Source organism: Nitrospira tepida, assembly GCF_947241125.1.
Taxonomy (GTDB): domain Bacteria; phylum Nitrospirota; class Nitrospiria; order Nitrospirales; family Nitrospiraceae; genus Nitrospira_G; species Nitrospira_G tepida.
The window spans coordinates 3,380,051-3,406,606 of sequence record NZ_OX365700.1 but is presented as its reverse complement, the minus strand read 5'-3'; the positions used below and the strand labels follow the sequence as shown (position 1 = coordinate 3,406,606).

The window sequence follows — 26,556 nt, the reverse complement described above, 5'->3', positions numbered from 1 at the left end:
TGAGATGAGAGAGGGGGTGGGATTATCCCACCCCCTTTTTTATTTCAGCGATGGGCGTGGATTGGTTGGTGAACAGCCCGCGGAAATCAGAAAATCATTGGCATGTCACAATCGACAAAGATCGAGAACGCAACCGCGCTGGTACTGGCCGGAGGACGAAGCGTTCGAATGGGGGAGGATAAGCGGTTCATCAAGGTCGGCGGACGGACACTGTTCGATCGGGTCCTCGATAGCTTGGAGCCTCTGTTTGAAGAAGTCATCATTTCAGTGGCCGTGGAGTCGGATTGGCTGCCGGTCAGAGGGCATCGGGTGGTGCCTGACGCGCTACCCAATTGCGCCACGCTCGGGGGCGTCTACAGCGGTTTGTCGGCATCAGATCGGGACTGGGTGTTTGCGGTCGCCTGCGATATGCCGTTCGTCAACCCGTCCGTGATCCGCACCCTGGCGGATGCGCGCAATGACGCGGATTTCGTGATTGCCAGAGTAAAGTCGCGTCTCCAACCCATGCACGCGTTCTACCGAAAGACCTGTCTGCCTGTATTGGGCAAAATGGCGCAGAACGGAGATTTGAGACTGCAAGGGCTGGTCTCCAGCTCGGCATTGCATGGCCTCGTGCTGACGGACGCGGAGGTGATCCATGGCAGTGAGGAGGAGCTGTCATTCTTGAACGTGAACACGCCCGCTGATTTTGATCTCGCTCGGCGGTTACTCAAGCCGGCATAATAGGCTTCGGGGTCCGGCTATCCGGTTCCATGCTCCCGTGGTCGTAAGGCATCCAGCGAAAACCTTTTATGAATTCTCTCGGAGATCAACGTTCCCTGCCTGGGTGACAGAAAATTTCCCACAGGATGCATAGAAGGCAGATCGTCCGACCCATTGAGGCGTTCCTCCAAGACGAATCTTCCGACATGTCAGGGCGCGGCCGGCCTAACGATGAAGAATACTTCCCGGGCAACCGTTGGCCGTTCCGGTGCAACGGGTGAGAACCTTGCGCGTGGCATGAGGGCAAAACTTGCGGACGCGGCCAATGTCCTGCTGGTCATTCACCCTGGGACATTGGGTGACGTCTTAGTGGCGATCCCTAGTTTGAGGGTCATGAGAGCAAAGTTCCCTCGGCATGATCTGGCCCTGGTGGCCAGAGGGGAAGTCGGAGACCTGCTCAAGCAGGCTGGTGAAGTGTCGCAGGTCTGTGGCTTAGAAGGAGCATTCGGCAGTACATTGTTCGGCGGAGAGCCTATCCTGCCCTCCCCATGGCGCGAGTGGTTGGGACGGTGCGATCGAGCGATTGGGTTTCTCTCCGATCCGGAGGGAACAGTCAGAGCGACATTGGACCGCTTCGCCATTGCCCACGTCACTCTTCGGTCGCCCTTCGACGGCACACTGCAAGCCATTCACCAGTCCGCTCGCTTCATTGAAATTGTCGACCAGGCAGTGCCGACGAAAGTAAGGCTTGTCCCGCCGTTGCAAATTTCTCACAACCGGCGGGCAGAGGCGGGAGAAATCTTGCGGAGCATGGGAGTGAAGCTTCTGGGCGATGGTCTGGTAGCCGTGCATCCCGGGAGTGGGAGCCCGCATAAATGCGCCGATCCTCGACTCTATGCCGGTGTCATCACGTGGGCGTGGGATCGAGGTGGCCAGGCTGTCATGATAGAGGGCCCAGCGGACGGAGAGGCGGTATCGGCGGTCACGGGGCTGCTTTCGCACAGACAGGTCCCAATCCTGAAACAGGACGACCTGAACGTCCTGGCGGCCGTCCTGGCGCAGGCCTCGCTGTTCGTTGGGAATGATTCGGGAGTGACGCATCTGGCGGCCTCGGTTGGAACGTCGACCGTGGCGCTGTTCGGACCGACCGATCCTTCCCGCTGGGCGCCGATCGGCCCGGCCGTGCAGGTCTTGCAGGGTGGCCCGTGCGGATGCCGGCCGGACTGGTCGCGCGTTCGGACTTGCGAGGCACGACCCTGTCTCCGCATCGATGTGTCGACGCTTCTCTCCCTCTGCCAACGTATCGTAGGCACGTAAATTCACCGATTGAGCGGCGGGATGGCAGGAGCCGCCCTTGTACCCTGTCTTCCAGATATGCTAGAGTGCGAAGTTAATTTTCTCCTTTGAAAATGACCAGTTAGGAACGCTCATGTCGCGCGGAGTCGTACGGGAAAAAATCGAGGCGTTGCTCCACCAGGCCCTCCGGCAGGCACGGGAACGAGGAGAACTGAAGGCGGATCCCATGCCGTCGATCACGCTCGACGCTCCCAAGAGGCCGGAATGGGGGGATCTTGCCTCGACGGTTGCCATGGCGCTGGCGGCCCCGGAACAAAGGGCGCCTCACGAGATCGCCCAAATCATCGTGAGCAACATGGCCGAGCGCGAGCGGTGGCTCGATCGCGTCGAGATCGTGCGGCCTGGATTTCTCAACATGACCGTGAAGCGTGAAATGTGGCTGGAAGTCTTACGGGAAATCGAACGACTGGGGACCCGCTACGGCACCAACCAACTGGCGCAGGGGCAGCGCCTCCTGATCGAGTTCGTCAGCGCCAACCCCACCGGTCCGCTCCACGTCGGGCATGGACGGGGAGCCGCGGTCGGCCAGGCGCTGGCCAATTTGTTCGAAGCGGCGGGCGCCGAAGTGGTGCGCGAGTACTACATCAACGATGCCGGCCGGCAAATGAAGCTGCTCGGGGCGTCAGTCCTGGCGCGCTATGAGCAACTCAACGGCCGCGAATCGCCGGTGCCGGAGGACGGTTACCAGGGACAGTACATCGAGGACGTCGCCGCACAGGTCCTCGCACAGGTGGGCACGGCCTTCCTTCAACTGCCGAGGGAGGAGGCGGAGCGGCGATGCCAGAGCGTGGCCTATGATCGGCTGGTGAACGAGATTCGAGCCGATCTCGCCCGGTTCGGCGTGACGTTTCAGTCATGGTTCAGCGAGGCGTCGCTTCAACAGTCCGGGGCCGTCCTCCGTGTCGTTCAGGAGCTGAAAACCCGCGGCCTGATTGTGGAACAGGAGGGCGCCATCTGGTTCCGGTCGTCCGCCTACGGCGATGAGAAGGATCGGGTCGTGCAGAAGCAGGATGGTGACTTCACCTATCTGGCCTCCGACATCGCCTACCATCGCGACAAATTGCTTCGGGGCTATGACCGTCTCATCAATGTCTGGGGCGCCGACCACCACGGCTACATTCCGCGGATGCAGGCGGTCATGGAGGCCTTCGGATATCCGAGGACTCACCTGGGAGTGGTCCTGGTCCAGATGGTCAGTCTGCTTCGCGGCGGGAAGAAGGTGGAAATGTCGAAGCGCGCGGGGGAATTCATCACGCTTCGCGAGGTGATCGACGAAGTGGGGGCGGATGCGGCCAAGTTTTCCTTTCTCATGCGGCGTTCCGACACGCATTTGGATTTCGATCTGGAATTGGCCAAGCAACAATCCGCCGACAACCCCGTCTATTACGTGCAATATGCCCACGCCAGGGTGGCCAGCCTCTGTCGGGTTGCAGAATCGCGAGGCATCACGGTCCCTGATCCCAGCCAAGCCGATCTGTCCGCCCTGGCCGACCCGGATGAATTTGGCTTGATTCGGAAGCTGTCGCTCTATCCGACGATCGTTGAAGGCGCCGTGCTCGCGATGGAGCCGCATCGCGTCGCCGTCTATCTCCAGGAACTGGCCGGTCAGCTTCATGCCTTTTATTTCCGACACCGTATTCTCCCGCCGGCTGCGGAGGCCGAGGTGGAACAGGAAACAACGGCCCAGGAATCGGAAACGAAGCCTGGAGCGACGGGAACAGACGCGGCGGCACTCTCCTCCTGTCACCGGGACGTGCTGACGCCTGAATTGACAGGCGCGCGGTTGGCCTTGATGCGACAGGTCCGCCAGGTGATTCACAACGGGCTGGGCCTTCTGGGAGTGTCGGCGCCGGAGCGGATGTAACCCCACGGGAGGAGCGGGCGTGTTTGCATTTCGCGTGCACCAGGAGGATGTTTCGAGCAAGGCCAGGCGCGGCACGCTGGCCACGCGACACGGCGCGATCGAAACTCCGGCCTTCATGCCGGTCGGGTCGCTCGGCGCCGTCAAGGGGATCAGCCCGGCAGAATTGGAGCAGCTTGGGTACGGGTTGATTCTCAATAATGCCTATCATCTGTTCCTGCGCCCCGGCCATGTAGTGGTGCAACAACTGGGAGGATTGCATGCCTTCACGGGGTGGCAGGGCGCCATCCTGACGGACAGCGGCGGCTTCCAGGTGTTTAGCCTTGCCAAACTTCGGCGGATCTCCGATGAAGGCGTCACTTTTCAATCGCACTTGGACGGGTCTTTGCAGCATGTGACGCCCGAACGGGCCATGGAAATTCAGGAAGCGCTCGGGGCGGACATCATCATGGCGTTTGACGAATGTCCCGCCTTGCCGGCCGATCGCAGGCAAATCACGGGGGCGGTCGCTCGGACGGCATCCTGGGCTCGGCGTTGTCTGGCGGCAAAGCGTCGTTCGGACCAGGCCCTGTTCGGGATCGTACAGGGAGGATTGGAAGCAGACCTGCGGGCTCAGGCGGCTCGCGATCTGGTCTCATTGGGCTTCGACGGCTATGCGGTCGGAGGGCTCTCCGTGGGAGAGGACAAACCCTCCATGTACCGGATGCTCGACGTGACGGTGCCGGAATTGCCGGCGCAAAAGCCACGGTATCTGATGGGGGTCGGAATGCCCGAGGACCTGGTCGAGGGCGTGGCCCGCGGGATCGACATGTTTGATTGCGTCGTGCCGACCCGCCATGGCCGCACGGGCTGGCTTTTTACAAGAACCGGCCGGGTGCTGATCAAGCAGGCGCAATATGCCCGCGATGCAGGTGCGATCGATCCGGAGTGCGGATGCCCGGTCTGCTGCCGCTATTCCCGGGCCTATCTGCACCATCTGTATCAGGCCAAGGAAATGTTGGGGTTGCGACTGAACACGCTGCATAACCTGTGGTACTTCGCCTCGCTGATGAGGGACATCCGGTCCTCGATCGAGCAGCGGACGTTCGCTGCCTTTCGACAGGCGTTTTACCGGTGCCGCCAGGAGGCGGAGTCGCCGGAGTCAGGGACGGGACGGGAGGCGGCTACGGGATCCGTGATAAGCAGGGAGGAATCATCGTGAATTGGCTGGTATCGGAGGCATGGGCGCAGTCCGGCAATGGAGGAGGGGGAGGGCCGGGTCTGTTGCTGTCGCTGATTCCATTCCTCCTGATTTTTGCCGTGTTCTATTTTTTGCTGATTCTGCCGCAGCAAAAACGGCAGAAGCAGCTCAAGGAGATGCTGGACCAACTGAAAAAAGGCGACAAGGTGGTCACGGCATCAGGGATTTGGGGCACGATCACGAACATCGGCAAGCACACCGTCACGTTGCAGATTGCGGATAACACCAAGATCAAGATGCAGCGGGAACACATCGCCCGGGTGCGAACCGAAGAGGATGAGTAGATCCGAAGAAGACGATTGGGCTGAGACTGTGGAGCGCGCATGAAAAAAGTCGGCGGTCGGTTGACGTTGTTGCTGGTTGTGGTGCTGGTGTCGGTCATCTGTTTTCTCCCGTCCTATCCGGCGGTCTATCGCGAATTGCCCGATTGGATGAAGAAGGTGCTACCCAGCAAGGGCATCTCGCTGGGCTTGGACCTGCAAGGCGGCATTCACCTGGTCTTGGAAGTCGAGGAGGACCGCGCGGTCGAAATCGCCGTCGATCGGGCGGTGACGTCGCTCCAGGATGCCTTGGCAGACAAGAAGCTCGCGGCGGAGTCGGTTTCGCGGACCGGCCCGACGCAGTTGATGGTCACGGCGCAGAACGCGGAAGGCAAGAGTCAGATTCAGAAGCTGATCGACGAGTTTCCCAGCTTTTACGAGGTGGAAGGCAAGGGGAGCGGAAACAGCCTGGTCTGGGAGCTGCGCGAGGCCGAGATCAAGCGCATCAAGGACACGGCCATCAATCAGGCGCTGGAGACGATCCGCAATCGAGTGGACCAGTTCGGGGTGGCGGAGCCCTTGATTCAGCGCCAGGGGCTCAAGCAACTGGTCGTGCAATTGCCGGGGATCGAAGACCCGAAACGGGCGAAGGACCTGATCAAGGAGACCGCGATCCTCGAATTCAAGCTGCTGGATGACGGCAGCAAGATGGCGCTCGACCTGCCGGCGCGCGTGGACAAGGGCAAAGAGGAAGAGGTGCTGGCCAAGATCAAGGACAAGCTGCCCGAGGGCGACGAGGTGCTGTTCGAGCGCGTGATCGACAAGGATCTGGGCCGCGAGTACCGCATCCCTTATCTGGTGAAGAAACGCGTGATGTTGACGGGCGACGTGTTGAGCGATGCGCGGGTGGCCATCGGCCAGTTCAACGATCCCTATGTGTCCGTCACGTTCGATACGAAGGGGGCGCGGGAGTTCGAACGGATCACCGCCGAGAACGTGAAGAAGCGCATGGCGATCGTGTTGGACAACACGATCTACTCGGCGCCGGTCATTCAGGAACGGATCAGCGGGGGGCGCGCCCAGATCAGCGGGACCTTTACGACCCAGGAGGCCAACGATCTGGCCATCGTGCTGCGGGCGGGCGCCCTGCCGGCTCCCTTGAAGATCATTCAGGACCTGACGGTGGGGCCGTCGCTCGGCCAGGACTCCATTGAAAAGGGCGTCAAATCGACGATTTTCGCCGGGGTCCTCGTGGTCGTCTTCATGGCCACCTACTATCGCCTGTCCGGCGTGATCGCCGATTTCGCACTGGCCTTGAACCTGATCTGCCTGATCGGCGCGCTGGCGGCCTTGAATGCCACGCTGACCCTGCCGGGCATTGCCGGGATCATTCTGACCATCGGCATGGGCGTCGATTCGAACGTGTTGATCTTCGAGCGGATTCGGGAAGAACTCCGCCTTGGGAAGCCGATTCGGTTGGCGGTGGACGGGGGCTACGACAAGGCGTTGCTGACGATCATCGATTCGCACGTCACGACCCTCATCACGGGGTTTGCGCTGTTCCTGTTCGGAACCGGCCCCATCAAAGGATTTGCCGTCACCCTCTGCATCGGCATCATCATCAATCTCTTCACGGCCTTGGTGGGTACGAAAGTCGTCTTCGACCTCATGAATCGCCGGACCAAAGTCGAGCACCTCAGCATTTGAATCAGTGTCGGCAACGGGAAGGACAGAAGGACAAAGGAGTCGCATGTTTGAGATTCTGGGAAAGACCAACGTGGATTTCATGGGGAAACGCCGGGTGGCCTTTGCGTTCTCGGGTTTCATGGTGCTCCTTGGCCTGGTGGCCTTGGTCCAGATCGCCCGGGGGCAGGCCAACCTGGGGATCGACTTTGCGGGCGGGACGGCCGTGCAGTTAAAATTCGAGAAGGCCATGACCATCGAGGCGGCGCGCAAGACCCTGGAGGCGAACGGTCTCGGGCAGGCCGAGTTGCAGGAGTTCGTGGCCGAGAACAAACTGCTGATCCGCGTGAAAGCCTCCACGACCATCGAAGAGAAGGTCGCCGAGCGGATCATGGCGGTGTTCAGCAAGGAATTCCCCGACAACCAGTTCGTCGTCGAATCGACCACGGAGATCGGGCCGACCATCGGGAAAAAATTGCAGCAGGATGCGATGATCGCCGTGTTCATTTCTTTCGTCGGCATCATCGCCTACATCGCCGTGCGGTTTCGGTTCGTGTTCGGGGTGGCGGCGGCGCTGGCCACGTTTCATGACGTGCTGGCGGTGCTGGGGGTGTTTTTCCTGCTTGACAAGGAGATCACGCTGCTTGTCGTGACGGCGTTGCTGACCCTGGCCGGCTATTCGCTGACCGATACGGTGGTGGTCTTCGATCGCATTCGAGAGCAGCTCCGCCAGCGGCGCCGTGAGCCGATGGACCAGGTGATCAACGGGGCGATCAACCAGGTGCTCAGCCGGACGATCGTGACCAGTTTGACCGTCATCTTGGTCTTGCTGCCGCTGACGTTCGCCGGGGGCGAAGTTCTCCATGATTTCTCGCTGGCCCTCCTGGGAGGCGTCGTGTTCGGCACCTATTCGTCGGTGTTCGTGGCCAGTGCGTTGTTGCTGGCTTGGCCTGGCGGCGAAGCTCAATTGGCCAGGCGGACCTGACATCGCGCCGGGCTGGCGAATCGCGGAATTCTGCCGGTCGTCCAGCAAGAGGTCGCGTCATGGCAGTCTGGAGCCGGTCGCATAGCTTGCAGCGCAAGATCATCACGGCCATCGTGATGGTCGGCCTGTTGCCCCTCTCGCTTTCTCTGGTCCTGACCTATTTCGAACAACGCCGGGCCCTGCGCGAAGTGATCGGGGTCAACTTCAAGGAAATCGCCCTGGATGCCGCCCGGCGGGTCGAACTGCAAGTCACGCGCGGCATCAACGAGGCGCAACAGTTGGCGGCGGTGCCGTTTTTGCGCACCTCGGTGACCGAGGCCAACCGCAGTTATGAAGGCAAGAGCGAGGAGCAGATTCGCGCCTTTATCAGGGACTGGCAACAACGATGGAAGAACCGGGCCAAAGGCAGCGAGTTTCCGCTGTTCATCAACCGGATCGTGACCAACTATCTGATCCGGTGGCACGATGTCCGCAAGTCGGATTACGTCGGCATTTTCGTCACCGATGAACGTGGTGCGCTGGTGGTGAGTTCCATTCCCCAGGTCGAGTATGATTATGGCACGGCGCCCTGGTGGCAGGGGATCAGGAAGGACGAGGGGAATCGGGTCTACGTCAGCGACCTCTATTTCGATCCCTCCTACGGCACCCACGTCCTGAGCGTTTCGGTGGCGATCATCGACGATCAACGCAAGACGGTGATCGGGGCAGTGACCGTATTATTGCGCCGCGACGCGCTGTTCCACGCGATTTCCGAGGTCGTGGTCGGCCAGACCGGGCATGCCATGCTGCTGGGTACGGACGGCGCCGTGCTGATGTGCCCGGTGCTGGCGTTGGAGGAGCACGTGGTCGGGCCGGATGTCGTGCAAGCCCTGGCGACCGTCCACGGCGGGTGGGCGGAAGTCGAGAACGACACGCACGGCGGTCGGCAGGGGATCGTGGGATTTGCCCCGGTGCGGCTGGGCGAGGATTTGGTGCCGGGCAGCCTCGGGGGGCGGCGCTGGATCACCTTCGTGCGGCAGAGCCCGGAGGAAACCTATGCGTCATTGAACCGGCTGCTGTTGAAGGTGGCGCTGTACGGGCTCGTGGTCTTCGCGGTCTTGTGGGGCACGGGGATCGCGGTGGCGCGGCGTATCGTCAAGCCGATCCGCACGCTGCGGGAGGGGGCCCAACGCCTCGGCAGTGGAGAACTCGACCACCGCCTCGATCTCAAGACGGGCGACGAGATCGAAGAATTGGCGCTGGCGTTCAACCACATGGCGGCCAATCTGAAGGATTCGTTCGGACGGTTGCAACAAACCATGTCCGACATGCGCCGGCTGCAGGAGCGTTATCGTGATCTGATCGAAAACTCTCCGGAAATGATTCATCAGCTCGACCGCACCGGCCAGTTCGTGCACGTCAACAAGACCGAGCTGGAGAAGCTGGGCTACAGCCTGGATGAAATGCTCGCGATGCGGTTGTGGGAGGTCGTGCCCAAGGGCCGGGAGCCCGAGATCCTGGCTTATTTGGAGCAGCTCCTTGCCAAGGGACACAGCCGAATCGAAACGGTGTTCCTCACCAAGGACGGGCGGCCGATCGACGTGGAGATTCACACAACCGCCCTGTTCGATCCGGAAAGCCACGGCCTGGTCTATTCCAGGGCCTTCGTGCGAGACGTATCGGACCGCAAGCAATTGGAGCAGAAGCTGCAACGCTATACGCTGCAGCTTGAGCAGGAGGTCGCCGACCGGACCCACGAATTATCGACCTCGCAAGCGCGGTACAAGGCCCTGTTCGATTTCGTGGCGGATTCGGTCTTCATGGTGGATCACAATGGGATCGTGGTGGCGGTCAACAAGCGGGAAGAGCAGGTGTTGGGCTACCGCGAACAGGAGATGGTGGGGCGCCGGATTCTGGACGTCGTGCCCGCCCGGTATCATGAAGATCTGGCCTGCATGATCGGGACATTGGTGCAGGGGCAACGCCGCGTGCCGACGCAAGAAATGGTCGTGCTGACCGGCGAGGGGGAGGAGCGGCATGCCGAGATCGATCTCATTCGCGTGGAAACCGGGGAACTTCCCACCGTGATCGTCCAGGTTCGGGACATCACGGAACGGAAGCGGCTGGAGCGGGAGCTGCAAAGCCACCGCGAAGAGCTGGAAGTGAAGGTGCGGGAACGGACGCGCGAGATCGAGGAGACGAAGCAATACCTTGAAAACCTGCTCGAAAACGCCAACGACGTCATCTATACCCTGGACGTGGATCAGCGATTCACCTATGTGAACGGCCAGGTTGAGTCCTGGGGGTATCGCAAAGACGACCTGATCGGGCGGCCGTATCTCTCGCTGCTCTCCAAACGGCACCGCGGCCGGCGGCTCAAGAACACCTTGGATATCGGCGCGAAGCAGGTGTATGAGGTCGAGGTCGTCAGCAAGTCCGGAGAGCCGCGCTCGGTCATGGTCAGCGTCTCGCCGCTCTGCGATTCGGACGGCCGCGTGACGGGCGTGCTCGGCATTGCGCGCGACATGACGGACAAGAAGCGGTTCGAGCAATACGTGAGAAATTCAGAAAAATTGGCGTCGGTCGGCAAGCTGGCGGCCGGCGTGGCGCACGAGATCAACAACCCGCTGGGCGGGATTCTCAATTGCCTCTACAACTTCCGCAAGGGCACGTTGCCGCCGGCCCGGCAGGAGGAGTATCTCTCGGCGATCGAAGACGGGCTGCGGCGGGTCCAGAAGATCGTCCGGCAATTGCTGGACTTCTCACAACAGCACGAGCCGGAGTTAGCCCCGACGGACATCAACAGCGTAGTCGATCGGGTGCTGGTGCTGACGAACCATATTTTCGTGGCCAACCATATCGTACTGGATACGCAGCTCGGCCGGGACCTGCCGGCGCTGATGATCGACCGCCACATGATCGAGCAAGTGCTCATGAATCTCGTGCTCAATGCCGTGCAGGCGCTGCGGGGCGGCGGCAAGGTTTCGATCCGCACGCGCGTGATCGAAGGGGTGTGCCAGGTTCAGGTCCAGGATTCGGGCTGCGGCATTCCGCCGCATATTCTCCCGCGCATTTTTGATCCGTTCTTCACGACCAAGGCCACCGGAGAGGGCACGGGACTGGGATTGTCCGTGAGCCTCGGGATCGTCGAGCGCCACGGGGGCCGGCTGTTGGTGGACAGCGAGGTCGGGCGGGGCTCGACGTTCACCCTGTGTTTGCCTGTGGTACGGGAATCCTATCCCACCGAGAAGGCGCGATGAGTCCGACCTCGATTCTCCTTGTCGACGATGAGCCGCTGATGCGGCTGTCCATGCTCGACGCCTTGAAGGCCGTCGGCTATGACGTCCAGGCCGCGGCGACCGGGAACGAGGGCAAGGATCTCCTGCTCAAGGGCCAGTTCGACATCCTCATCACGGACCTTCAGTTGCCGGGGATCGACGGCCTCGGCCTGTTGCAACTCTGCAAGGAACCCTCCCGGCGGACCGAAGCGATCATGATCACGGCGCATGGATCGGTGGAGACGGCGGTGAATGCCATGAAGGCCGGGGCCTACGACTACATCACCAAGCCGTTTCAGATGGACGAGCTGCTGTTGGTGGTGGAGCGGCTGTCCAAGGTCCAGGCTCTGAAACGGGAGAACCAGCAGTTGCGGCAGCAGTTGGAAGGCAAGTTCAACTTTCAAGGCATCGTGGGGCGCAACGAGCGGATGCGGGCGGTGCTGGAGAAGGTCAAGCTCGTCGCCGGCACGGACTCCACGGTCCTCGTGGTCGGCGAGAGCGGGACCGGCAAGGAACTGGTTGCCAATGCGATCCATCACCACAGTCCCCGCAAGGATCAGGCGTTCATTAAGGTCAGTTGCGCTGCCCTTCCCGAAACGCTGTTGGAGGCCGAATTGTTCGGGCATGAGAAAGGGGCGTTTACCGGAGCGTTGCGCCAGCGGAAAGGCCGGTTCGAGCTGGCTCACCGGGGCACGTTGTTTCTCGATGAGATCGGAGAGATCTCGCTGGTCGTCCAGGTCAAGTTGCTGCGGGTGTTGCAAGAGCGCCAGTTCGAGCGGGTCGGGGGCAACGAAACCATCGAGGTCGATGTGCGGTTGATCTGCGCGACCCAGAAGGACTTGAAAAAGGAAGTGACGCAGGGTCGGTTTCGGGAGGATCTGTATTACCGGCTGAACGTCGTGCCGATCATGTTGCCGCCGCTGCGCGAGCGGCGGGAAGACGTGCTGATGCTGGCCGAGCATGTGTTGGGCAACCGCTCGGAGCACGTCAAGAAGGCGATCAAGGGCCTCTCGCCCGCGGCGGAGGAGCTGCTGTTGCGCTACTCCTTCCCCGGCAACGTGCGCGAGCTGGAGAATATGATCGAACGGGCCGTCGCGCTCGGGCGGGAGCGCGAGGAGATCCAGCCCTGGGACCTGTGCGGCTATGCGACCTGTCCATTCCTGGGCGGCATGCCCCAGGAGACATGCGGATTCTGCAGCGAGGGGCTCACCGGGCGGATCGAGCGGAAGGATGCGAGCGAGTCGCTGGCGACGGCCCGGGAACGGTTCGAGCGGGAGTACATCCTCTCGGTGCTGGCCCAAACCGAAGGCAGCAAGACGATGGCGGCGAAGATCCTCGGCCTGTCCCGAAAGGGACTCTGGGAGAAGTGCAAACGCTACGGGATCGCGATCGGCGCCACGGAGCCGGAGGAAGACTGACCGTCAGCCCTCCGTCTCGGTCCCGCCCTCCCACAACTTCACGGTACGGTCCCACGATCCACTGGCCAGCCGGCGGCCGTCCGGCGAGAAGGCGATGCTGCGGATGGGGCCGGTGTGGCCCTTCAGGGTCCGTACCGGACGCCCTGTGGCGAGGTCCCACATCTTGATCGTATTGTCGTCGCTGGCGCTGACCAGCACCCTGCCGTCCGGCGAGATCGTCAACGCGCGGACCCATGCCGCATGGCCCTTCAACATGCGGACTTCATTGAGCGTGGGCATCTCAAAGAACTTGATGGTGGTGTCGCGGCTGCCGGAAATCAGATACTTTCCGTCCGGCGTGAAGGTCAACGCGCCGATCCAGTAATCCATCGGCTTCTGGAAGCTGCCCTCGTCAATTATGTAATACCCGCGGGTCTCGGTCGTATCCTCCTCGTCGTCTTTCCAATGGCCGGCGATCGTGAGTTTCTCTTCCCCGCTCGGCAGCACTTCCCACAGCTTGATTTTGCCGATGTCGTTGCCGCTGGCCAGATGGACGCCGTCGGGCGAGAAGGCGACACAGACGGACCAGTGGTTGTCGTATTGGTCTTTGCCGAGGAGGGTCATCAACTCGGTTCCGGTGGTGACCTCCCAGATTTTGATGTCCTTGTTGTACGCGCCGCGCGCCATCATCAGGCCGTCGGGCGAAATCGAGAGGCTGACGACGTTGTGGTCGTAACGGGTAAAGAGGAGCTTCTTGGGTTCGCCCGTCTGAGGATTCCAGAGGCGGATCGTGCGGTCGTCGCTCCCGGTGGCGAGCGCCTGGCCGTCCGGCGTAAACAGGGCCACGCGGATGTCCTGCGTGTGCCCGCGTAGCGAGCGCAGGAGGCGGCCGGTCTCGATATCCCAAATCCTGACGAGACGGTCCACGCCGCCGCTTGCCAGGGTTTGCCCGTCGGGCGAGTAGGCGACGGTCCAGATCCCATGGGTGTGGCCGCGGAAGGTACGGACTTCGCGGCATCCGGCCTTCCAATGGTCCAACAGATTGACCGGTTCCGCCGGCGGGGACGGTGGCGGAACCGTGGACACGGAAGGAGAAGGAACGGTCTGGGTGTGGCTCGTGTGCTCGCTCATGCCGTCATCCTTGTTGGCGGTTCGTCGTCCGGAACGTGCGTCGTGCCCCGCCCCGGCTCAGGGACCGGTTTGCATTGGAGGAAAACCGATCGGTATAATCGTGGAAGCCCAAATCATAGGCAATGGCTCAAAGCCAAGTCAAGCCGGTGAACGGCGCCCTTGCGCAGGGCGGACCGCGATCACCCGCGCGTAGTGTGCAGGCTCTACCAGAGAGAGGGGACGAATGGACATCCGATTTCAACCGGCGTTGCTGCAAGAAGTCATTGATTCCTTCATCGAGAAAACGGAACGCGAGGGGGACCCGACCTATTACAAGGAGTTTCACGAGTTGGCGGATCCCATCTATGAAAAGTACACGCTGGAGGACCGGGAGCCGGAATTCAAGAAGCTCTACCAATATCTGTTCGGCACCTGGGGGTTTTCCGACATCATCAACTCGGCGTTCGACGAATATCCCATTCTCAAGGAGCGGGTCGGGATCGTGTTGATCAAGGGGGTCCTGAAGGAGGCGGAAGAGGGCGTCGATATTCTTCGCAAGTGGGGCGCCGTCGAGCAGGACCTCGCCAAGCAGTTCGAGCAGAAGGGATTGAAGGGGGTCGGCATCAAGCTGATCCCGAGACGTTTTTACGATCCCGCGCTCTCCCGCTATTGCCGCCACGAGCTGATGCACATTGCGGACATGCTGGATCCGGAGTTCGGTTACGATCCGGACACCAAAGTCGGCCAGAATCCGGGAGAAGAAACCCTCATCCTCCAGCGCTACCGGGTGCTCTGGTCGCTGTATGTGGACAGCCGGCTCGAGCGGGCGGGCAAGGAAATGATGCTGACCAAGCAGGATCGGTTCAAGGAATTCCGGTCCTGGTATCGGAAGATCCCGCCGCCACAGTTGAAATCGGTGTTTGAAGGGCTCTGGCAGACCGAGACCTTCAACCATTCCGAACTCGTGGAAATGGCCACCGATACGCTTCGGGTTATGGACCGGGCGATCGATGTGGAGGGCGGCGAGGTCCCGGAGACCCAGAACAAGGTCATGCTCATGCCCGGGTTCCCCTGTCCGCTCTGTCGCTTTCCGACGTACTCGTGGGTCGAAGACCTCGACACAAAGGTGGAAGGATACGTGCTCGACTTCATTCGCGAGAACCATCCCGGCTGGGATGTGCAGTACGGAGCCTGTGACCGGTGCGTCGAGGTGTATAAGCTCCGCGCCGACGGCGTCATGTAATATTATGTAGAGGAAGAGGCGTGGCACGAGTCATGGCAGCCAAGGACGAATACGGGCGCCGCCAATTTTTCAAGGATTCGGTCGTTTCCATTGCTCGGGCGGCCTACGAATTTAAGAAACAAAGCGATGTCAAGCCGCAGCCAGTGGCTGCCCCCGCGCCGCCCCGGCCGGATTTTCTTCGCCCTCCCGGCGCCGTGGAAGAGGCGCTGTTTTTAGAACGGTGTACGCGCTGCCAGGATTGTGCCAAGGCCTGTCCCCATGGCAGCATCGGCTTCCACACAGGGGATGGTACGCCGGTGATCTATCCCGATCAGGCGCCGTGCTATCTGTGCGACGATACCCCTTGCATCCAATCCTGCGCGACCGACGCCTTGCTCACCCTTGCCGATCGCGCGGAGGTCCGGATGGGCCTGGCCGTCGTGTCCCATCGATTCTGTACGGCCGGTCAGGGGTGTCACGCCTGTGTGTCACAATGCCCGATGCACGCGCTGGAGATGGATTTTGAGACGATGCGCTTGCACGTGCTCGACGACCGGTGCGTCGGATGCGGAATCTGCGAACATATATGCAAATCCGTCAATGATAAGGTGGCCATCAAGGTCTATCCGCCCCGCGTCCCGGCCTCCTAGGAGCCTGTCCGGCAGTCCTGAGGGCCTCCGCGAGGAGAGGTATGGAGAGGGGGGAATTCAGGACATGTCAAGAGGGATCTCGCCGGGGCAGGGGGGCTGCCGGGAATTTTTGAGCAGCAGGAGGCGGCCTATGGTTCTTGCTTGACACAGTTTTGTCCTTTACCTATGATACGCCAGCCTGGCCACAGGTTTGTGCGCTCGATGCAGATCATCGACGGAAACGATCGCGTTTCCATCGAGTGTAAAACCGAGGGGGTGAAAATAGAATGACTGGGAAACACAGTGCCACCAGCGGTTCCGCCACGGTCGTTCCCGCCACAGCAGCAGTGAAGGATTCTCCTGCAGTCGAGCGAGCGCTCAATCGAAGCAAAGTCTATCTGTTGATCTCGTGGAGTCTCCTGTTCCCCGAGGATGATGAGTTTCTCGACTATCTCCAGTCCGGTGAATTTGTCGAGGACGGACGCGCCGCGATCCAAGGGCTTGATAAGGCTCTCGCCGGAGCGGGCGGGGAGCGGGCCACTCATCGGCTGCAGGCCATCGGTCAATTGCTCGACGATGTCGAGCGGTGGGTGGCGGCGGAATGTTCCAACTGGAAGCTGGAAGATCTCCAGGCCGAGCACCGCCGCGTCTTCAGCAACGTGATCACGCTGGATTGTCCTCCCTACGAGACCTTGTTCGGCAACGACCACGTGTTCGCCCAATCGCATGTGATGGGGGACATCGCGGGATTCTACAAAGCCTTCGGCGTGGAACTGTCCAAGGATATCCATGAGCGTCTGGATCACCTGAGCGTCGAACTCGAGTTCATGCATTTCCTCGCCTACAAGGAATCCTATGCGCTGTGCCATGACGGACCCGAGAAGACACAAATCGTGGTGGACGCGCAAAAGAAGTTCGTCAAGAATCATATCGGTCGATGGGTTCCCCTGTTCTCCCGTATGCTCTCCAAGAAGTCCGACTCAGGGCTGTTCCGCTTCATCGCCGATATCTGTGGAGCCTGGATGGACTTCGAGGCTGCGTACCTCGGAGTGACCCCCCAACCCTATTCTGAAACGGATTATCGTCCCGCCACCTTCAATGCCCCAGAAGGTCAGACCTATGAATGTGGCGCTCAGGATCGCGGTAACGAATTGAGCATGCTCTTGAGCGAGGTCGGGGCGCAGTCTTTTCTGGACAAGCAGGAGGAAAAGGAGGAGAAAGGGCCGTTCGGGACGGCGTAAGGCTCACGATCGCCGTGCTGTTTTTTCATGTGGGGCGTTCCATGCACTTATTGCGGAGTTTGGGTGAACGGTTTTTGAGTTCTTAATCCTACTTATCGAGAGGAGGGCATATTCATGAGGCTCGTGCAGACACGCAGCAAAAGCCTAGTGTTTGGCATTCTCGTCTCTGCTCTGGTCGTCGGCGTGATGCTGACGATTGGGCAGATCCCTCTGGCGGTCAGCCAACCGGTGACGATCCCGGTCAAGGCGATCAAGGGCCCCATCCCGATGGATGGAGCGAATCCTCAGTGGGAAGGGGTGCCGGGCGTGATGATCCCGCTCAGCGGGCAGACCATCACGACGCCGATGCACCCGAACTTCGCCGTCAAGACGGTCTTCGTCAAGGCCGTGTCGAACGGCAAGGATATCGGCTTCCGGGTCGAGTGGAACGATCAAACGAAGAACGATACGACGATCGGACCGCAGGACTTCCGCGACCAGGCCGCCATCCAGTTCCCGGTGAATACGTCCGGCGCGCCTCCGTTCCAGTGTATGGGGCAGTCCGGCGGGACCGTGAACATCTGGCGGTGGAACGCCGAGTGGCAGAAGGACCTTGGAAAGGACAGCGCCGGTCTCTGGGATGTGGATGACCAGTATCCCGGCATTTTCTGGGATTATTACTTTGAAGAACCGGCCGGCGGCGTGACCTATCCGGATCGGATCGGCCGGAGCCTTGGTCCCTTCAACCCCGGTATTTGGTCCGGCAACATCATGTCGGATCCGACCCTGCGGGTGAGCTCGGTCGAGGACCTCAATGCCAACGGCTTCAGCACTTTGACGACGCAGGCCCATCAGGATGTGATCGGCAACGGCGTGTGGGAGCCCTCCGGCTCGGTGAAGGGCGGCGGATTCACCGGTCCGACCTGGCGTGTGGTCGTGAAGCGGACGCTGGAAACCGGCGACCCGAACGATGTGCAGTTCAAGGCGGGAGCCTCTGTGCCGATCGCGTTTGCGGCCTGGGACGGCAGCAACGTCGAGCGGAACGGCATGAAGGGTATCTCCACCTGGTATACCCTCAAGCTTCCGTGAGGAAGGCTGAGCGAGGGAGCGGCCGAGGATCGCGCTAGCCGAATCGGTCGTTCCGTGAGTCGAGAAAAGCCCCGAGGGTTGAAAGACCTGTCGGGGCTTTTCATTTTGGACGCGCCGACTCCAAGCCGGACGAGCCTGCGCGGTTCCCGCGCCGCATGTCGAAGTCTGGCCCGGCCGTCTGCGCTCCGCCGGGGTTGCAATTGCGCGAAGGCGGGGTGTATAAAAATTCGAGATTCTTCCGCAATTCAGGGGTCTTGGGTCCAAACACCGTCAATCGAGGCACATGAAGATATCTCTGGTCTTTCCTCCGACATGGCATCCCTCGCAGCCGTATCTCAGCTTGCCGTCCTTGACCGGGTTTCTGCGGCAACACGGTGTGCAACAGGTGGGGCAGCGAGATATCGGCATCGAATTGCTCGATTGGCTGCTCACGCGCGAGTATGGCGTGGAGGTCTACGAGCGGCTGAACGACAAGGCCAAGCATCTGGAGCGGCAGGCGCAGGGCGAGTCGGGCCCGGGCAGCGCCGAGCACTATGCCCGTGTCGTGGAGTCGTTGGATCGGTTTCCGTACCTGATCGATCGGATCGAGCCGGCCAAAGACACGTTGCGGGGGGAAGGCTTTTACGATCTGGAACGGTACCGCGAGAGCCTGTTTCTCGTCGACAAATGGCTGGAGCTGATTTCGACCCTCTATTTTCCCACCCGGTTGACGGTCGTTGACAATCAATTCAACAGCTATTCCCTCTACTCATCCAAAGACTTGATGAAAGTCATTCGCGATGAGGCGCAGAATCCCTATATCGATTTTTTCCGGCAACGGTTTCTTCCTTCCATCCTGGCGGAATCGCCGGACTTGGTCGGCGTCTCGATTACCGCCACCTCCCAGATCGTCCCCGGGTTGACGCTCTGCCGGTTGATCAAGGAGGCCAATCCCGGCCTGCATGTAACGATCGGCGGCAGCATCTTCACGCGCTTGGTGGACAATCTCCGGCGTTGCCCGAGCCTGTTTGATCTCACGGACGATTTCATCGTGTTCGAAGGGGAGACCGCACTGCTGGAGTTGGTGAATCAACTCAGCGGGAAGCGGGACTACAGCAAGGTTCCCAACCTGATCTATCGCCAGAACGGCAAGATCACGGTCAACCAGCCTTTTTATTCGGAAAATATCGGGCAGCTTCCGGCCCCCGACTACGACGGTTTCCCGCTGGATCTCTACCTGGCTCCGGAAACCGTCTTGCCGGTGCAGTTCTCGCGCGGGTGCTACTACAAGGACTGCGCCTTCTGCGCCTTGACGCTCGACCATCAGAATTTCCGGCAAAAAGATCCGGGCAAGACGGCGGATGACCTGGCGATGATGCGGGACAAGTATGACACGCCGTACTTCTTCTTTACCGACGAATGCCTGGCGCTGTCGCCGACCAAGCGGCTCTGCCAGATTTTGAACGAGCGCCGCTTGAACCTTCAGTGGACGGCGGAGATGCGCTTCGAAAAGAATCTCAGCCGCGAATTGCTGGAACAGATGCGCGACGCCGGCTGTCTCAAGATCGTTTTCGGGCTGGAGACGTTCAACCAGCGCATGATGGATTTCATGAAGAAGGGGATCAAGCAGGAAAGCGTGCGGCGGATCACGAACGATTGCATCGACCTGGGAATCGCCGTGCACTGTTACGTGATCGTGGGCTTCCCGACGGAAACGGAAGAAGAAGCCCTGGAGACCATGAATTTCGTCGTGCAGAATTCCAAGCTCCATGATTCCTACGGCTTTTCCTGCCAACCCTGCCTGTTCGACCTGGAGAAGGAAGCGCCGATCATGAGCGATCCGGGCGGGTACGGCATCCGGCGGATCATGCGGCCCTCCTCGGAGGATCTCAGTCTCGGGTACTTCTACGAGGTCCAAGAAGGCATGACGCCGGATCAGGCGGAGCGGGTCTACCAGCATGTGTATGAAAAGATCAGCGAGGTCGTGTGCGAGCTGCCGTTTAACTATTCCATGGCCGACGGCCTGTTGTATATCGCGCGGGCCAAGTCCACCGTGCCGTCGGCGCCGTAACGGGCCGGAGTGAGAGTGAATCGATGACGACCCCGATGGCCGCGGAGAAGACGATCGGTCGGGTCGATGAGCAGGGGCTGCTGTTCGAGTACACGATCAAGCTCACCCTGTTCGCCGGCCTGCTGGAGCTGATTCTCTATCGGCTCACGTCCCGCCTCGGCATGCATTTCAGCAAGGTCGCCCAGGAGCACGAATCGGTGCGATGGCTCTTCAAGGGGCTGTCCTCGATCGGATTCGTGCTGCTGAACGTGGTGGCGCTGCTGGTCTTCCTGGCGCTGGGGCTCCTGCTGGTGCGCGCCGTTCATGCCGCCTCCGCCTCCTGGCTCGAACGGGCCATCTGGCCGCCGGTGGCGCTGCTGCTGGTCTTGACGTTGGCCTATGTGGTTCTGGTCATCGCGCAGGTCGAGATGGGCATGCTGGCGTCCGTGGCCTACAATGCGGTCGCCTGGCTCGCGATCCTGCTGCTGGTCGTCCATTATCTGCGGACCCATGCCTCCTGGAGCCAGCGGATCTTCGTGCTCACCTTTTTCTTTGGGATTTCCGGCTGGCTCTATTTTCAAATCATGTCCACGACCTACGGCGTCCTGGGGATCGCCACCCCCGTCCCCTTGGTGCACGAGATCAGCCGGGGCGGGGAGGCCCTGATGGTGCTCGCCAGCATCCTGAGCTTTGTAGCGTTCGGCGCAGAAGGGTTTTGGAGCCGGAACCGCCGGCAGCGCCGCCGGGTGATCTGGTTCGGGGTGGTCGGCGGCGGCATCTTTCTTGCGCTCTTCTTCATCGATTTCCTGCTTGGCGCCTATGATCCGGAGGCGGCCTTCCGGATGCGGAAAGCCGGGGAGGGGATCAGTTGGATCTTTCAAATGGGGATGGGCTATACCTTCTATCTGCCGTTCGCCCTCTATCTGGTCGGCCTGTTGTGCTGGTCCTATACCGTGATCAAGCTGGTGCGGATGGGCCGGTTGGCCGGCTATGGGATCGGGTTGATGTTCACCGCCGGGTATGCCTTGCAGTTGTCGCATTTGACGCTCATGGTGGTGCTCGGCCTCATCCTTCTGGGCTTGGACCGGCTGAAGTTGGCTGCGGCCGATCCGCAAGCTGAGACGCAGGAGTCGCTTGTGCCATCATCGAGCCCGCTGGTCGGGACTCACTCATAGAGACGAACAGGAGCACCATGGAACAGCAGACCCCATCACCATCAGAGCCCGGCAGCGCGGGCGTGGCGTCCGAAGAGCATCCGCTCTCGCCGGACGAAGAAATCAGCGAACTCGAAAAACTACTGGCTGAGGAGCCGGATGACTTTCAGGCCCGGTGCCGCCTGGGGGAACTGTATTTCAGCAAGGGCCGGCTGGACGACGCCTTGACGGAGGTCAAGAAGGCGATCGACATGGCCGAAGGCCTTCGGGCAGAAATGAACCGATCGCTGGCGATGTACTATTCCAATCTCGGGACGATCTACGCCACCAAAGGCATGGTGGATGAAGCGGAGGCGCAGTTCAAGCAGGCGCTCACCGTCTTCTCGGGCGACGTGTTGAGCCTGTTCAATCTCGGGCGCCTCTACGCGGACCGGAAGAATTTCCTCCAGGCCAAGGAGCATTTCGAGCGGCTGGTGGAGATCACGCCGGAGGATCCGATCGCCTGGTACAACCTGGCGGGCGTGTATGTCGAGCTCGACAATCCCCAGGTATCGGATTACAACACGATCGACATGGCCATGCAATGCTACATGCGCACGCTGGAGCTTGATCCGAAGCATTTGGAATCGAGCTTCAAGCTCATGGAGGTCGCGCTGGTCCACAACAAAGTCGATCTGGCCATCCGGGTGATGGAGAGCGCGGTCGAGCACAATCCCGATGAGCCGCTGGCCCACTACAATCTGATCAACGTCTATGATAAGTGTAAGATGTTCGAACAGGCCGAGGAAGCCAGAAAGCGCCTGAAGGAGCGGTTCTCGAAGCGGGCTAGGGAAGCGAGCGCGCCGTAACGTTACACCCTAAGCGAAGGAGTACCCCGACCATGTTTGGAAGTCTGGGATTCACAGAGCTCATTCTCATCCTGGTGATCGTGCTCATCATCTTCGGCGCGGGCAAGCTGCCGCAGCTCGGCGAAGGACTGGGCAAGGCCATCAAGGGGTTCAAGAAGTCGGTGCACGAGGCGGAAGCGATCGAGGCCGAAGCCCAGCAAATCGCGGCCGCCCAACAGGCGCAGTCGACGGCGGCGCCGCCACAGGCGCCGGCCCAACCGGCCGGCGCGACGGTGGCGGACGTCCAGGCTGCCCCGGCGCCTCAGGCTCCGCGGGCGTAATCCTCAGCAACGGGCGGCGCCGACGCGCGAAAAGGAACGTCATTCATGGAAACCCAGGTCCAGTTGCCAGTCGGATGCATCGAACGGTTTGCGGGCAACGGCAAGGCGCGGAGCACCGGCGACGGCAAATTGGCCGTCAAGGCCGGCATCCCCTTGCCGCACCACGTCACGCTTGATCGTGACGAGGCGTGGCTCTACATCGCCGAGTCCGGATCGGATCGCATCCGCCGGGTCAATCTCCGCGAGGGCACGCTGCACAACTTTGCCGGGATCGGCGAAACCTGCTACAGCGGCGACGAGGGGCCCTGCGGGGAAGCTGGCCTGTACCTCCCGCTGGACGTGGCCGTCGATTCGCAGAACAATCTGTACGTCTGCGACAGCGGCAGCAATCGAATCCGGAGGATCGACGCCGAAACCGGCATCATCACCACGGTGGCCGGCACCGGACAGTTCGGCTTCAACGGAGACGGGCCGGCTCTGGACGTCAATCTCACCTACCCGGCCGCCATCGCGATCGACCGCGACGACGTCATGTATATCGCCGACACCCAAGCCCATCGCGTGCGGCGGTTCGACATAAAACGCGGCCTGATCGAGACCATTGCCGGCTTCTGGACGAGCGAGGACGACGAGCGCGAACAGCCGCTGGTGGCAAAGAATCTGGTCGTGCTGTCCGGCGACGCGATCGGCATCGACTTTACGGGCGACGACGAATGGCTGCGTCCCGGCTGCGCCGAGGGGGTGGACCTGTCCCTGTACCTGGACGACGGCAAGTCGGCCATGGAGGCCAGGCTGTACGATCTGGTCGGGATTGCGGTGGGACCGGACGGCCATATCTATGTGGTGGACAAGGGCAGCAATCGGGTCCGGAAGATCGACCGCCACAAGGGGACGATCTCGACGGTAGCCGGCAAGTGCTTTTACGGCTTTGACGGCGACGGCAAGCCGGCCGTGAAAGCGATGTTGCATGCGCCGGAAGCGGTCACGTTCGATCAGCAGGGCCATCTCTACATTTCCGACACCATGAATCACCGCGTGCGAAAAGTCGATGCCCAGACGGGGATGATCGCCACGATCGCGGGAAACGGGGACAGCGGCTACGAGGACAAACACATGGGCGGCTGCGGCGCGGCCCGCTTCGTGGCCAAGGACGAGGTGCTTCAAGCCAAAATCGGCGATGCGCCAGTCGCCACCGAGGCGGTGGTGAATTCCCCCGTGGGATTGGCGTTGGATCGCCAAGGGCATCTGTACGTGTGCGAGCGGGGAGAAAATCGGGTCCGGCGAGTCCGGCTCTGGTAACCGGCCCCGCAGACAGTTGACAGCGCACCAGTCTGGTACGCGACCATGGGCGATCGTGTGAGGCGTACCATCGTGAAAGGTCGGATCCGGTGCCACTACCTTCAGCCCGTCTGTCGCTTCGTGCTCCTTCTACGATCCTCCTCTCGTGTCTTCTCTGCGCGACGCTCCTTGCCTGGCTGGGCGTGCCCCTGGTCGGCTCGGAGGGCATGGTCATCCGCGCCCACCTGGTAACGGGCGAGATCCCAAGCAGCCCTGACGACGCGGCCTGGGAAAAAATCCCGGTCATGACGCTCCCGCTGAGCGGCCAGGTGGTGACGCGGCCCGTGTGGCCGGAGCCCACTGCGCGCGCGCTGACGGTCCGGTCCGTGCATAACGGCAGCGACATCGCCTTTTTGCTGGAATGGCAGGACAACACGAAAAACGACCGCCTGACTCCGGGGACGTTCCGAGACGGGGTGGCGATCGGGCTGCCGCTGGGCGACGCCCCGGCCTTTTTCTGCATGGGGCAGCTTGACCACTACATCAACATCTGGCATTGGAAGGCCGACTGGCAGAGCGACGTCGATCGCCGGGCGGCCAAGGCCGGCGAACGGCAGAAGGGCGGCGTGCGGACCTTCGAGGTGATTCCCCGCCGCGCCTCCTCGGTGGAGGATCTGGTCGGGGGAGGCTTCAGTACCTTAACCAGCAAGCAGAGCCAGGGCCGCATTCAAGGCAAGGCCATCTGGAAGGACGGGGTGTGGCGCGTGGTGATGAAGCGGCCGTTGGCCTCTACCGATCAGGAGAACGAGGCCAAGTTGGTGCCGGGACGGGTGCAGACGATTTCGTTTGCGGTCTGGAACGGAGAGAACAAGGAACGAAACGGGCAAAAGGCTGTGGCGCCCTGGTTTCAGCTTTCGATCGATCCGACCGTGTGAGCCGGTTGATGAGCGGAAAATGGGCGGCGGCCTCTGAGTGAGTGAGAAGGCCGACGCAGCGAGGAAAGGAACGGATCGAGTGGCGAGCTTTCCGCGTAAGGCCGCCGGCCAAGAAGCCCTGCCGTCCGGTCGGGCTTTTTTTGTTGCCGGAGTTGTGCTTCTGACCATCGTGGGAGGGCGGCTCGATGCCTTTGCCCAGGCTTCTATAAAGGGTTGCGAGATGAAAGAAGAAGAGGCGATGGTGTTGGGAGAGGAGTTCGGCATCGCCGTCGGGCCGGTGGACGAGGAGATTCAAAAACAGCTCAAGCTGCAGCGGGCCGAGGGGGTGGTGGTGTTCGAGGTGATCGGCGGGACTCCCGCGGATCTGGCCGGGATCAAGGTCGGCGCGGTGGTCAAAGAGATCGACAAGATCGACATCAAGACCATGAGCGATTTCGGCTGCGCGCTCCAGCGGGCCATGAAGACCGAGAATTTCACGGTCGGGACCTATGAGACGGCCGACCCATCAGACCCGGTCGGCTGGGGCGTGAATTTTCATTTCGTGCGCATCCTGAAGGACTGACCAGGCCGTGAGGAGGGCATGACGACGTTGCGGACGTGGCGATGGATCAAGGCGGGCAGCCTGTTCCTGATCGCGGTGCTCATGGGGGCCGTTGCGGTCTACGACGGGGCGGTCGCGCAGAAACCGGACGGGCCGGCGGGAGCCGGCGCCGGGGACAAACAGGCAGGCCAGGCCTCCGGCCAAGCATCGGATGGCGTGGAAGGATGGGTCGCCGAAATCGAAAAGACCTTCATCCGGTCGGAGGATTGCAAACAGTGCCATGACCGCCATTACGAAGAATGGAAGGGCATGCGCGAGCAGACGCCCGACCTCAAGACCTTCGGCCGCGTCGATGCGGCGCTGCTCCACGGGACTTCGCTGGAGTCCCCGGTTTTCAAGACCGTCTTCGGCCTCTGGATGCAGACCAAACCGACCGCGGAGCAACAGACGAAATGCTTGTCGTGCCATGTTCCGGCCACGACCGTCTATCCGCAACATGCGGGGAAAATCGCCGAGCAGGTGCTGAACGGAAAGGTGACGGTGGAGGGCATCGGGTGCGCCTCCTGCCACCTGATCCATGCCATCGAACCCAACGGCGGGCCCCCGCCGACCTTCAAGATCAAGCCCGGGAGCACGCTCTACGGCCCCTACAGCGATCCCGAAGAGAACCTGGTCCATACGGCCGAACAGTCCGACCTTTATCGCGGCGCTAATTTCTGCGCCTCGTGCCACTTCGACAAGGTCAAGGACGTCACGAAGCGGGACCTGCCGGGCGAGATCCTGCAGGGGACCATCTGTCAGGATTGCCACATGGAGCCCTCCACCGGCAGCTCCACCTCCAAGCGCGGGTCGCTCACGCGGCAGATCGGACGCCACTGGTTTCGCGGCGTGGTGATTCCGGGGACGCTGCTCAAGAACCGGAACCTGCAAGCGGAATGGATGCCCCGGGTCGATATCGAGGCGACGAAATCGGCCAACTCAGTCGCCGGCACGGCGCTCGTCAGGGTCGGCAGTTTGCCCCACAGCTTCCCGGACGGGGACCCGGTGCTCAAGCAATTCCTGCTGACGATCACGGTCAAGGACGCGCAGGGGAACGTCCTGACCACCGAAGAGAAGCGGTTCGGCCTGCCCTACGAGCAGATTCTCAGGGGACCGATCCCCGACCCCTTCATCAAGGGAGGGACCACCAGAAAAGTCCCGTTCTCCCATACCTGGCAAGGCGCGGCGGTTCCGGCATCCGTCGAAGCCGTCTTGACCTATCAACTCATCCCCGAGCCCTCGCCGGCGCTCCGCGATCAGTACCTGGCGACGCTTCCGAGTGAAGATGAACGGAAACGCGCCGGGAACATCATCGACGAGTACATTCAGCCGCGGGTCCTGACCTATCGAGTGAAAACCTTGTAGCGTCGTCGTGCCAGGAGCAAGCACCTCGGCTGGCTG

Annotated in this window: 22 protein-coding genes; 21 read left to right on the top strand and 1 reads right to left on the bottom strand. The window is 61.3% G+C overall.

The genetic code is table 11. The features are described 5' to 3' along the window. Window positions 1-102: 102 nt before the first annotated feature. From mobA to QWI75_RS16105, 9 genes are all read left to right on the top strand, one after another. Complete coding sequence (gene mobA, locus QWI75_RS16145; RefSeq protein WP_289269668.1) at window positions 103-723, top strand: molybdenum cofactor guanylyltransferase; 621 nt, start codon at window positions 103-105, stop codon at window positions 721-723. A 372-nt stretch (window positions 724-1,095) separates the two neighbouring features. Further along, complete coding sequence (locus tag QWI75_RS16140) at window positions 1,096-2,019, top strand: glycosyltransferase family 9 protein (protein WP_289269666.1); 924 nt, start codon at window positions 1,096-1,098, stop codon at window positions 2,017-2,019. A gap of 112 nt (window positions 2,020-2,131) precedes the next feature. Beyond that, window positions 2,132-3,922 carry an arginine--tRNA ligase gene (argS, locus tag QWI75_RS16135; protein ID WP_289269664.1) on the top strand — a complete coding sequence of 597 codons (1,791 nt, stop codon included), beginning with the start codon at window positions 2,132-2,134 and terminating at the stop codon, window positions 3,920-3,922. Between the two features lie 19 nt (window positions 3,923-3,941). Further along, window positions 3,942-5,120 (top strand): tRNA guanosine(34) transglycosylase Tgt, encoded by a 1,179-nt coding sequence (tgt, locus tag QWI75_RS16130; RefSeq protein ID WP_289269662.1) that lies wholly within the window; start codon window positions 3,942-3,944, stop codon window positions 5,118-5,120. Further along, the gene (yajC, locus tag QWI75_RS16125; RefSeq protein ID WP_289269660.1) at window positions 5,117-5,443 is read left to right on the top strand and encodes a preprotein translocase subunit YajC; all 327 of its coding nucleotides are present in this window, start codon (window positions 5,117-5,119) and stop codon (window positions 5,441-5,443) included. Before tgt ends, yajC begins: the two co-directional genes overlap by 4 nt. A gap of 39 nt (window positions 5,444-5,482) precedes the next feature. Next, window positions 5,483-7,126 carry a protein translocase subunit SecD gene (gene secD, locus QWI75_RS16120; protein WP_289269658.1) on the top strand — a complete coding sequence of 548 codons (1,644 nt, stop codon included), beginning with the start codon at window positions 5,483-5,485 and terminating at the stop codon, window positions 7,124-7,126. A 43-nt stretch (window positions 7,127-7,169) separates the two neighbouring features. Then, window positions 7,170-8,087: a protein translocase subunit SecF gene (gene secF, locus QWI75_RS16115; protein WP_289269656.1), complete on the top strand. Its 918-nt coding sequence runs from the start codon at window positions 7,170-7,172 to the stop codon at window positions 8,085-8,087. 59 nt (window positions 8,088-8,146) lie between these two features. Continuing rightward, window positions 8,147-11,326, top strand: a complete 3,180-nt coding sequence (locus tag QWI75_RS16110; protein WP_289269654.1) for a PAS domain S-box protein — start codon at window positions 8,147-8,149, stop codon at window positions 11,324-11,326. Beyond that, window positions 11,323-12,762, top strand: a complete 1,440-nt coding sequence (locus QWI75_RS16105; RefSeq protein WP_289269652.1) for a sigma-54-dependent transcriptional regulator — start codon at window positions 11,323-11,325, stop codon at window positions 12,760-12,762. The genes QWI75_RS16110 and QWI75_RS16105 overlap by 4 nt, the downstream gene beginning before the upstream one ends. A gap of 3 nt (window positions 12,763-12,765) precedes the next feature. On the opposite strand, the gene QWI75_RS16100 is transcribed toward QWI75_RS16105, so the two are convergent. Next, the gene (locus QWI75_RS16100) at window positions 12,766-13,872 is read right to left on the bottom strand and encodes a WD40 repeat domain-containing protein (RefSeq protein WP_289269650.1); all 1,107 of its coding nucleotides are present in this window, start codon (window positions 13,870-13,872) and stop codon (window positions 12,766-12,768) included. Between the two features lie 223 nt (window positions 13,873-14,095). Between QWI75_RS16100 and QWI75_RS16095 the strand changes: the two genes are divergently transcribed. From QWI75_RS16095 to QWI75_RS16040, 12 genes are all read left to right on the top strand, one after another. Then, a complete protein-coding gene (locus QWI75_RS16095; protein WP_289269648.1) occupies window positions 14,096-15,094 on the top strand; it encodes a hypothetical protein in 999 nt (332 codons plus the stop codon). A gap of 20 nt (window positions 15,095-15,114) precedes the next feature. After that, on the top strand, window positions 15,115-15,723 hold the full coding sequence (locus tag QWI75_RS16090) for a 4Fe-4S dicluster domain-containing protein (RefSeq protein ID WP_289269646.1): 609 nt from the start codon (window positions 15,115-15,117) through the stop codon (window positions 15,721-15,723). A gap of 266 nt (window positions 15,724-15,989) precedes the next feature. Continuing rightward, window positions 15,990-16,943, top strand: a complete 954-nt coding sequence (locus QWI75_RS16085) for a TorD/DmsD family molecular chaperone (RefSeq protein WP_289269644.1) — start codon at window positions 15,990-15,992, stop codon at window positions 16,941-16,943. 114 nt (window positions 16,944-17,057) lie between these two features. Next, a complete protein-coding gene (locus QWI75_RS16080; RefSeq protein WP_289269642.1) occupies window positions 17,058-18,011 on the top strand; it encodes an ethylbenzene dehydrogenase-related protein in 954 nt (317 codons plus the stop codon). Window positions 18,012-18,294: 283 nt separating this feature from the next. Beyond that, window positions 18,295-20,061 carry a B12-binding domain-containing radical SAM protein gene (locus QWI75_RS16075; protein ID WP_289269640.1) on the top strand — a complete coding sequence of 589 codons (1,767 nt, stop codon included), beginning with the start codon at window positions 18,295-18,297 and terminating at the stop codon, window positions 20,059-20,061. A gap of 23 nt (window positions 20,062-20,084) precedes the next feature. Continuing rightward, window positions 20,085-21,215 (top strand): hypothetical protein, encoded by a 1,131-nt coding sequence (locus tag QWI75_RS16070; RefSeq protein WP_289269638.1) that lies wholly within the window; start codon window positions 20,085-20,087, stop codon window positions 21,213-21,215. A 17-nt stretch (window positions 21,216-21,232) separates the two neighbouring features. Further along, on the top strand, window positions 21,233-22,042 hold the full coding sequence (locus QWI75_RS16065) for a tetratricopeptide repeat protein (protein WP_289269636.1): 810 nt from the start codon (window positions 21,233-21,235) through the stop codon (window positions 22,040-22,042). A gap of 32 nt (window positions 22,043-22,074) precedes the next feature. Beyond that, a complete protein-coding gene (tatA, locus tag QWI75_RS16060) occupies window positions 22,075-22,362 on the top strand; it encodes a twin-arginine translocase TatA/TatE family subunit (RefSeq protein ID WP_289269634.1) in 288 nt (95 codons plus the stop codon). A 45-nt stretch (window positions 22,363-22,407) separates the two neighbouring features. Then, window positions 22,408-23,661, top strand: coding sequence for an NHL domain-containing protein (locus QWI75_RS16055; RefSeq protein ID WP_289269632.1), 1,254 nt, complete (start codon window positions 22,408-22,410; stop codon window positions 23,659-23,661). Window positions 23,662-23,750: 89 nt separating this feature from the next. Further along, on the top strand, window positions 23,751-24,575 hold the full coding sequence (locus tag QWI75_RS16050; protein WP_289269630.1) for an ethylbenzene dehydrogenase-related protein: 825 nt from the start codon (window positions 23,751-23,753) through the stop codon (window positions 24,573-24,575). Between the two features lie 79 nt (window positions 24,576-24,654). Next, entirely contained in the window at window positions 24,655-25,137 is a 483-nt protein-coding gene (locus QWI75_RS16045; RefSeq protein WP_289269628.1) for a serine protease family protein, read from the top strand. Window positions 25,138-25,155: 18 nt separating this feature from the next. Continuing rightward, window positions 25,156-26,520, top strand: a complete 1,365-nt coding sequence (locus QWI75_RS16040) for a multiheme c-type cytochrome (RefSeq protein WP_289269626.1) — start codon at window positions 25,156-25,158, stop codon at window positions 26,518-26,520. Window positions 26,521-26,556 lie beyond the last annotated feature (36 nt).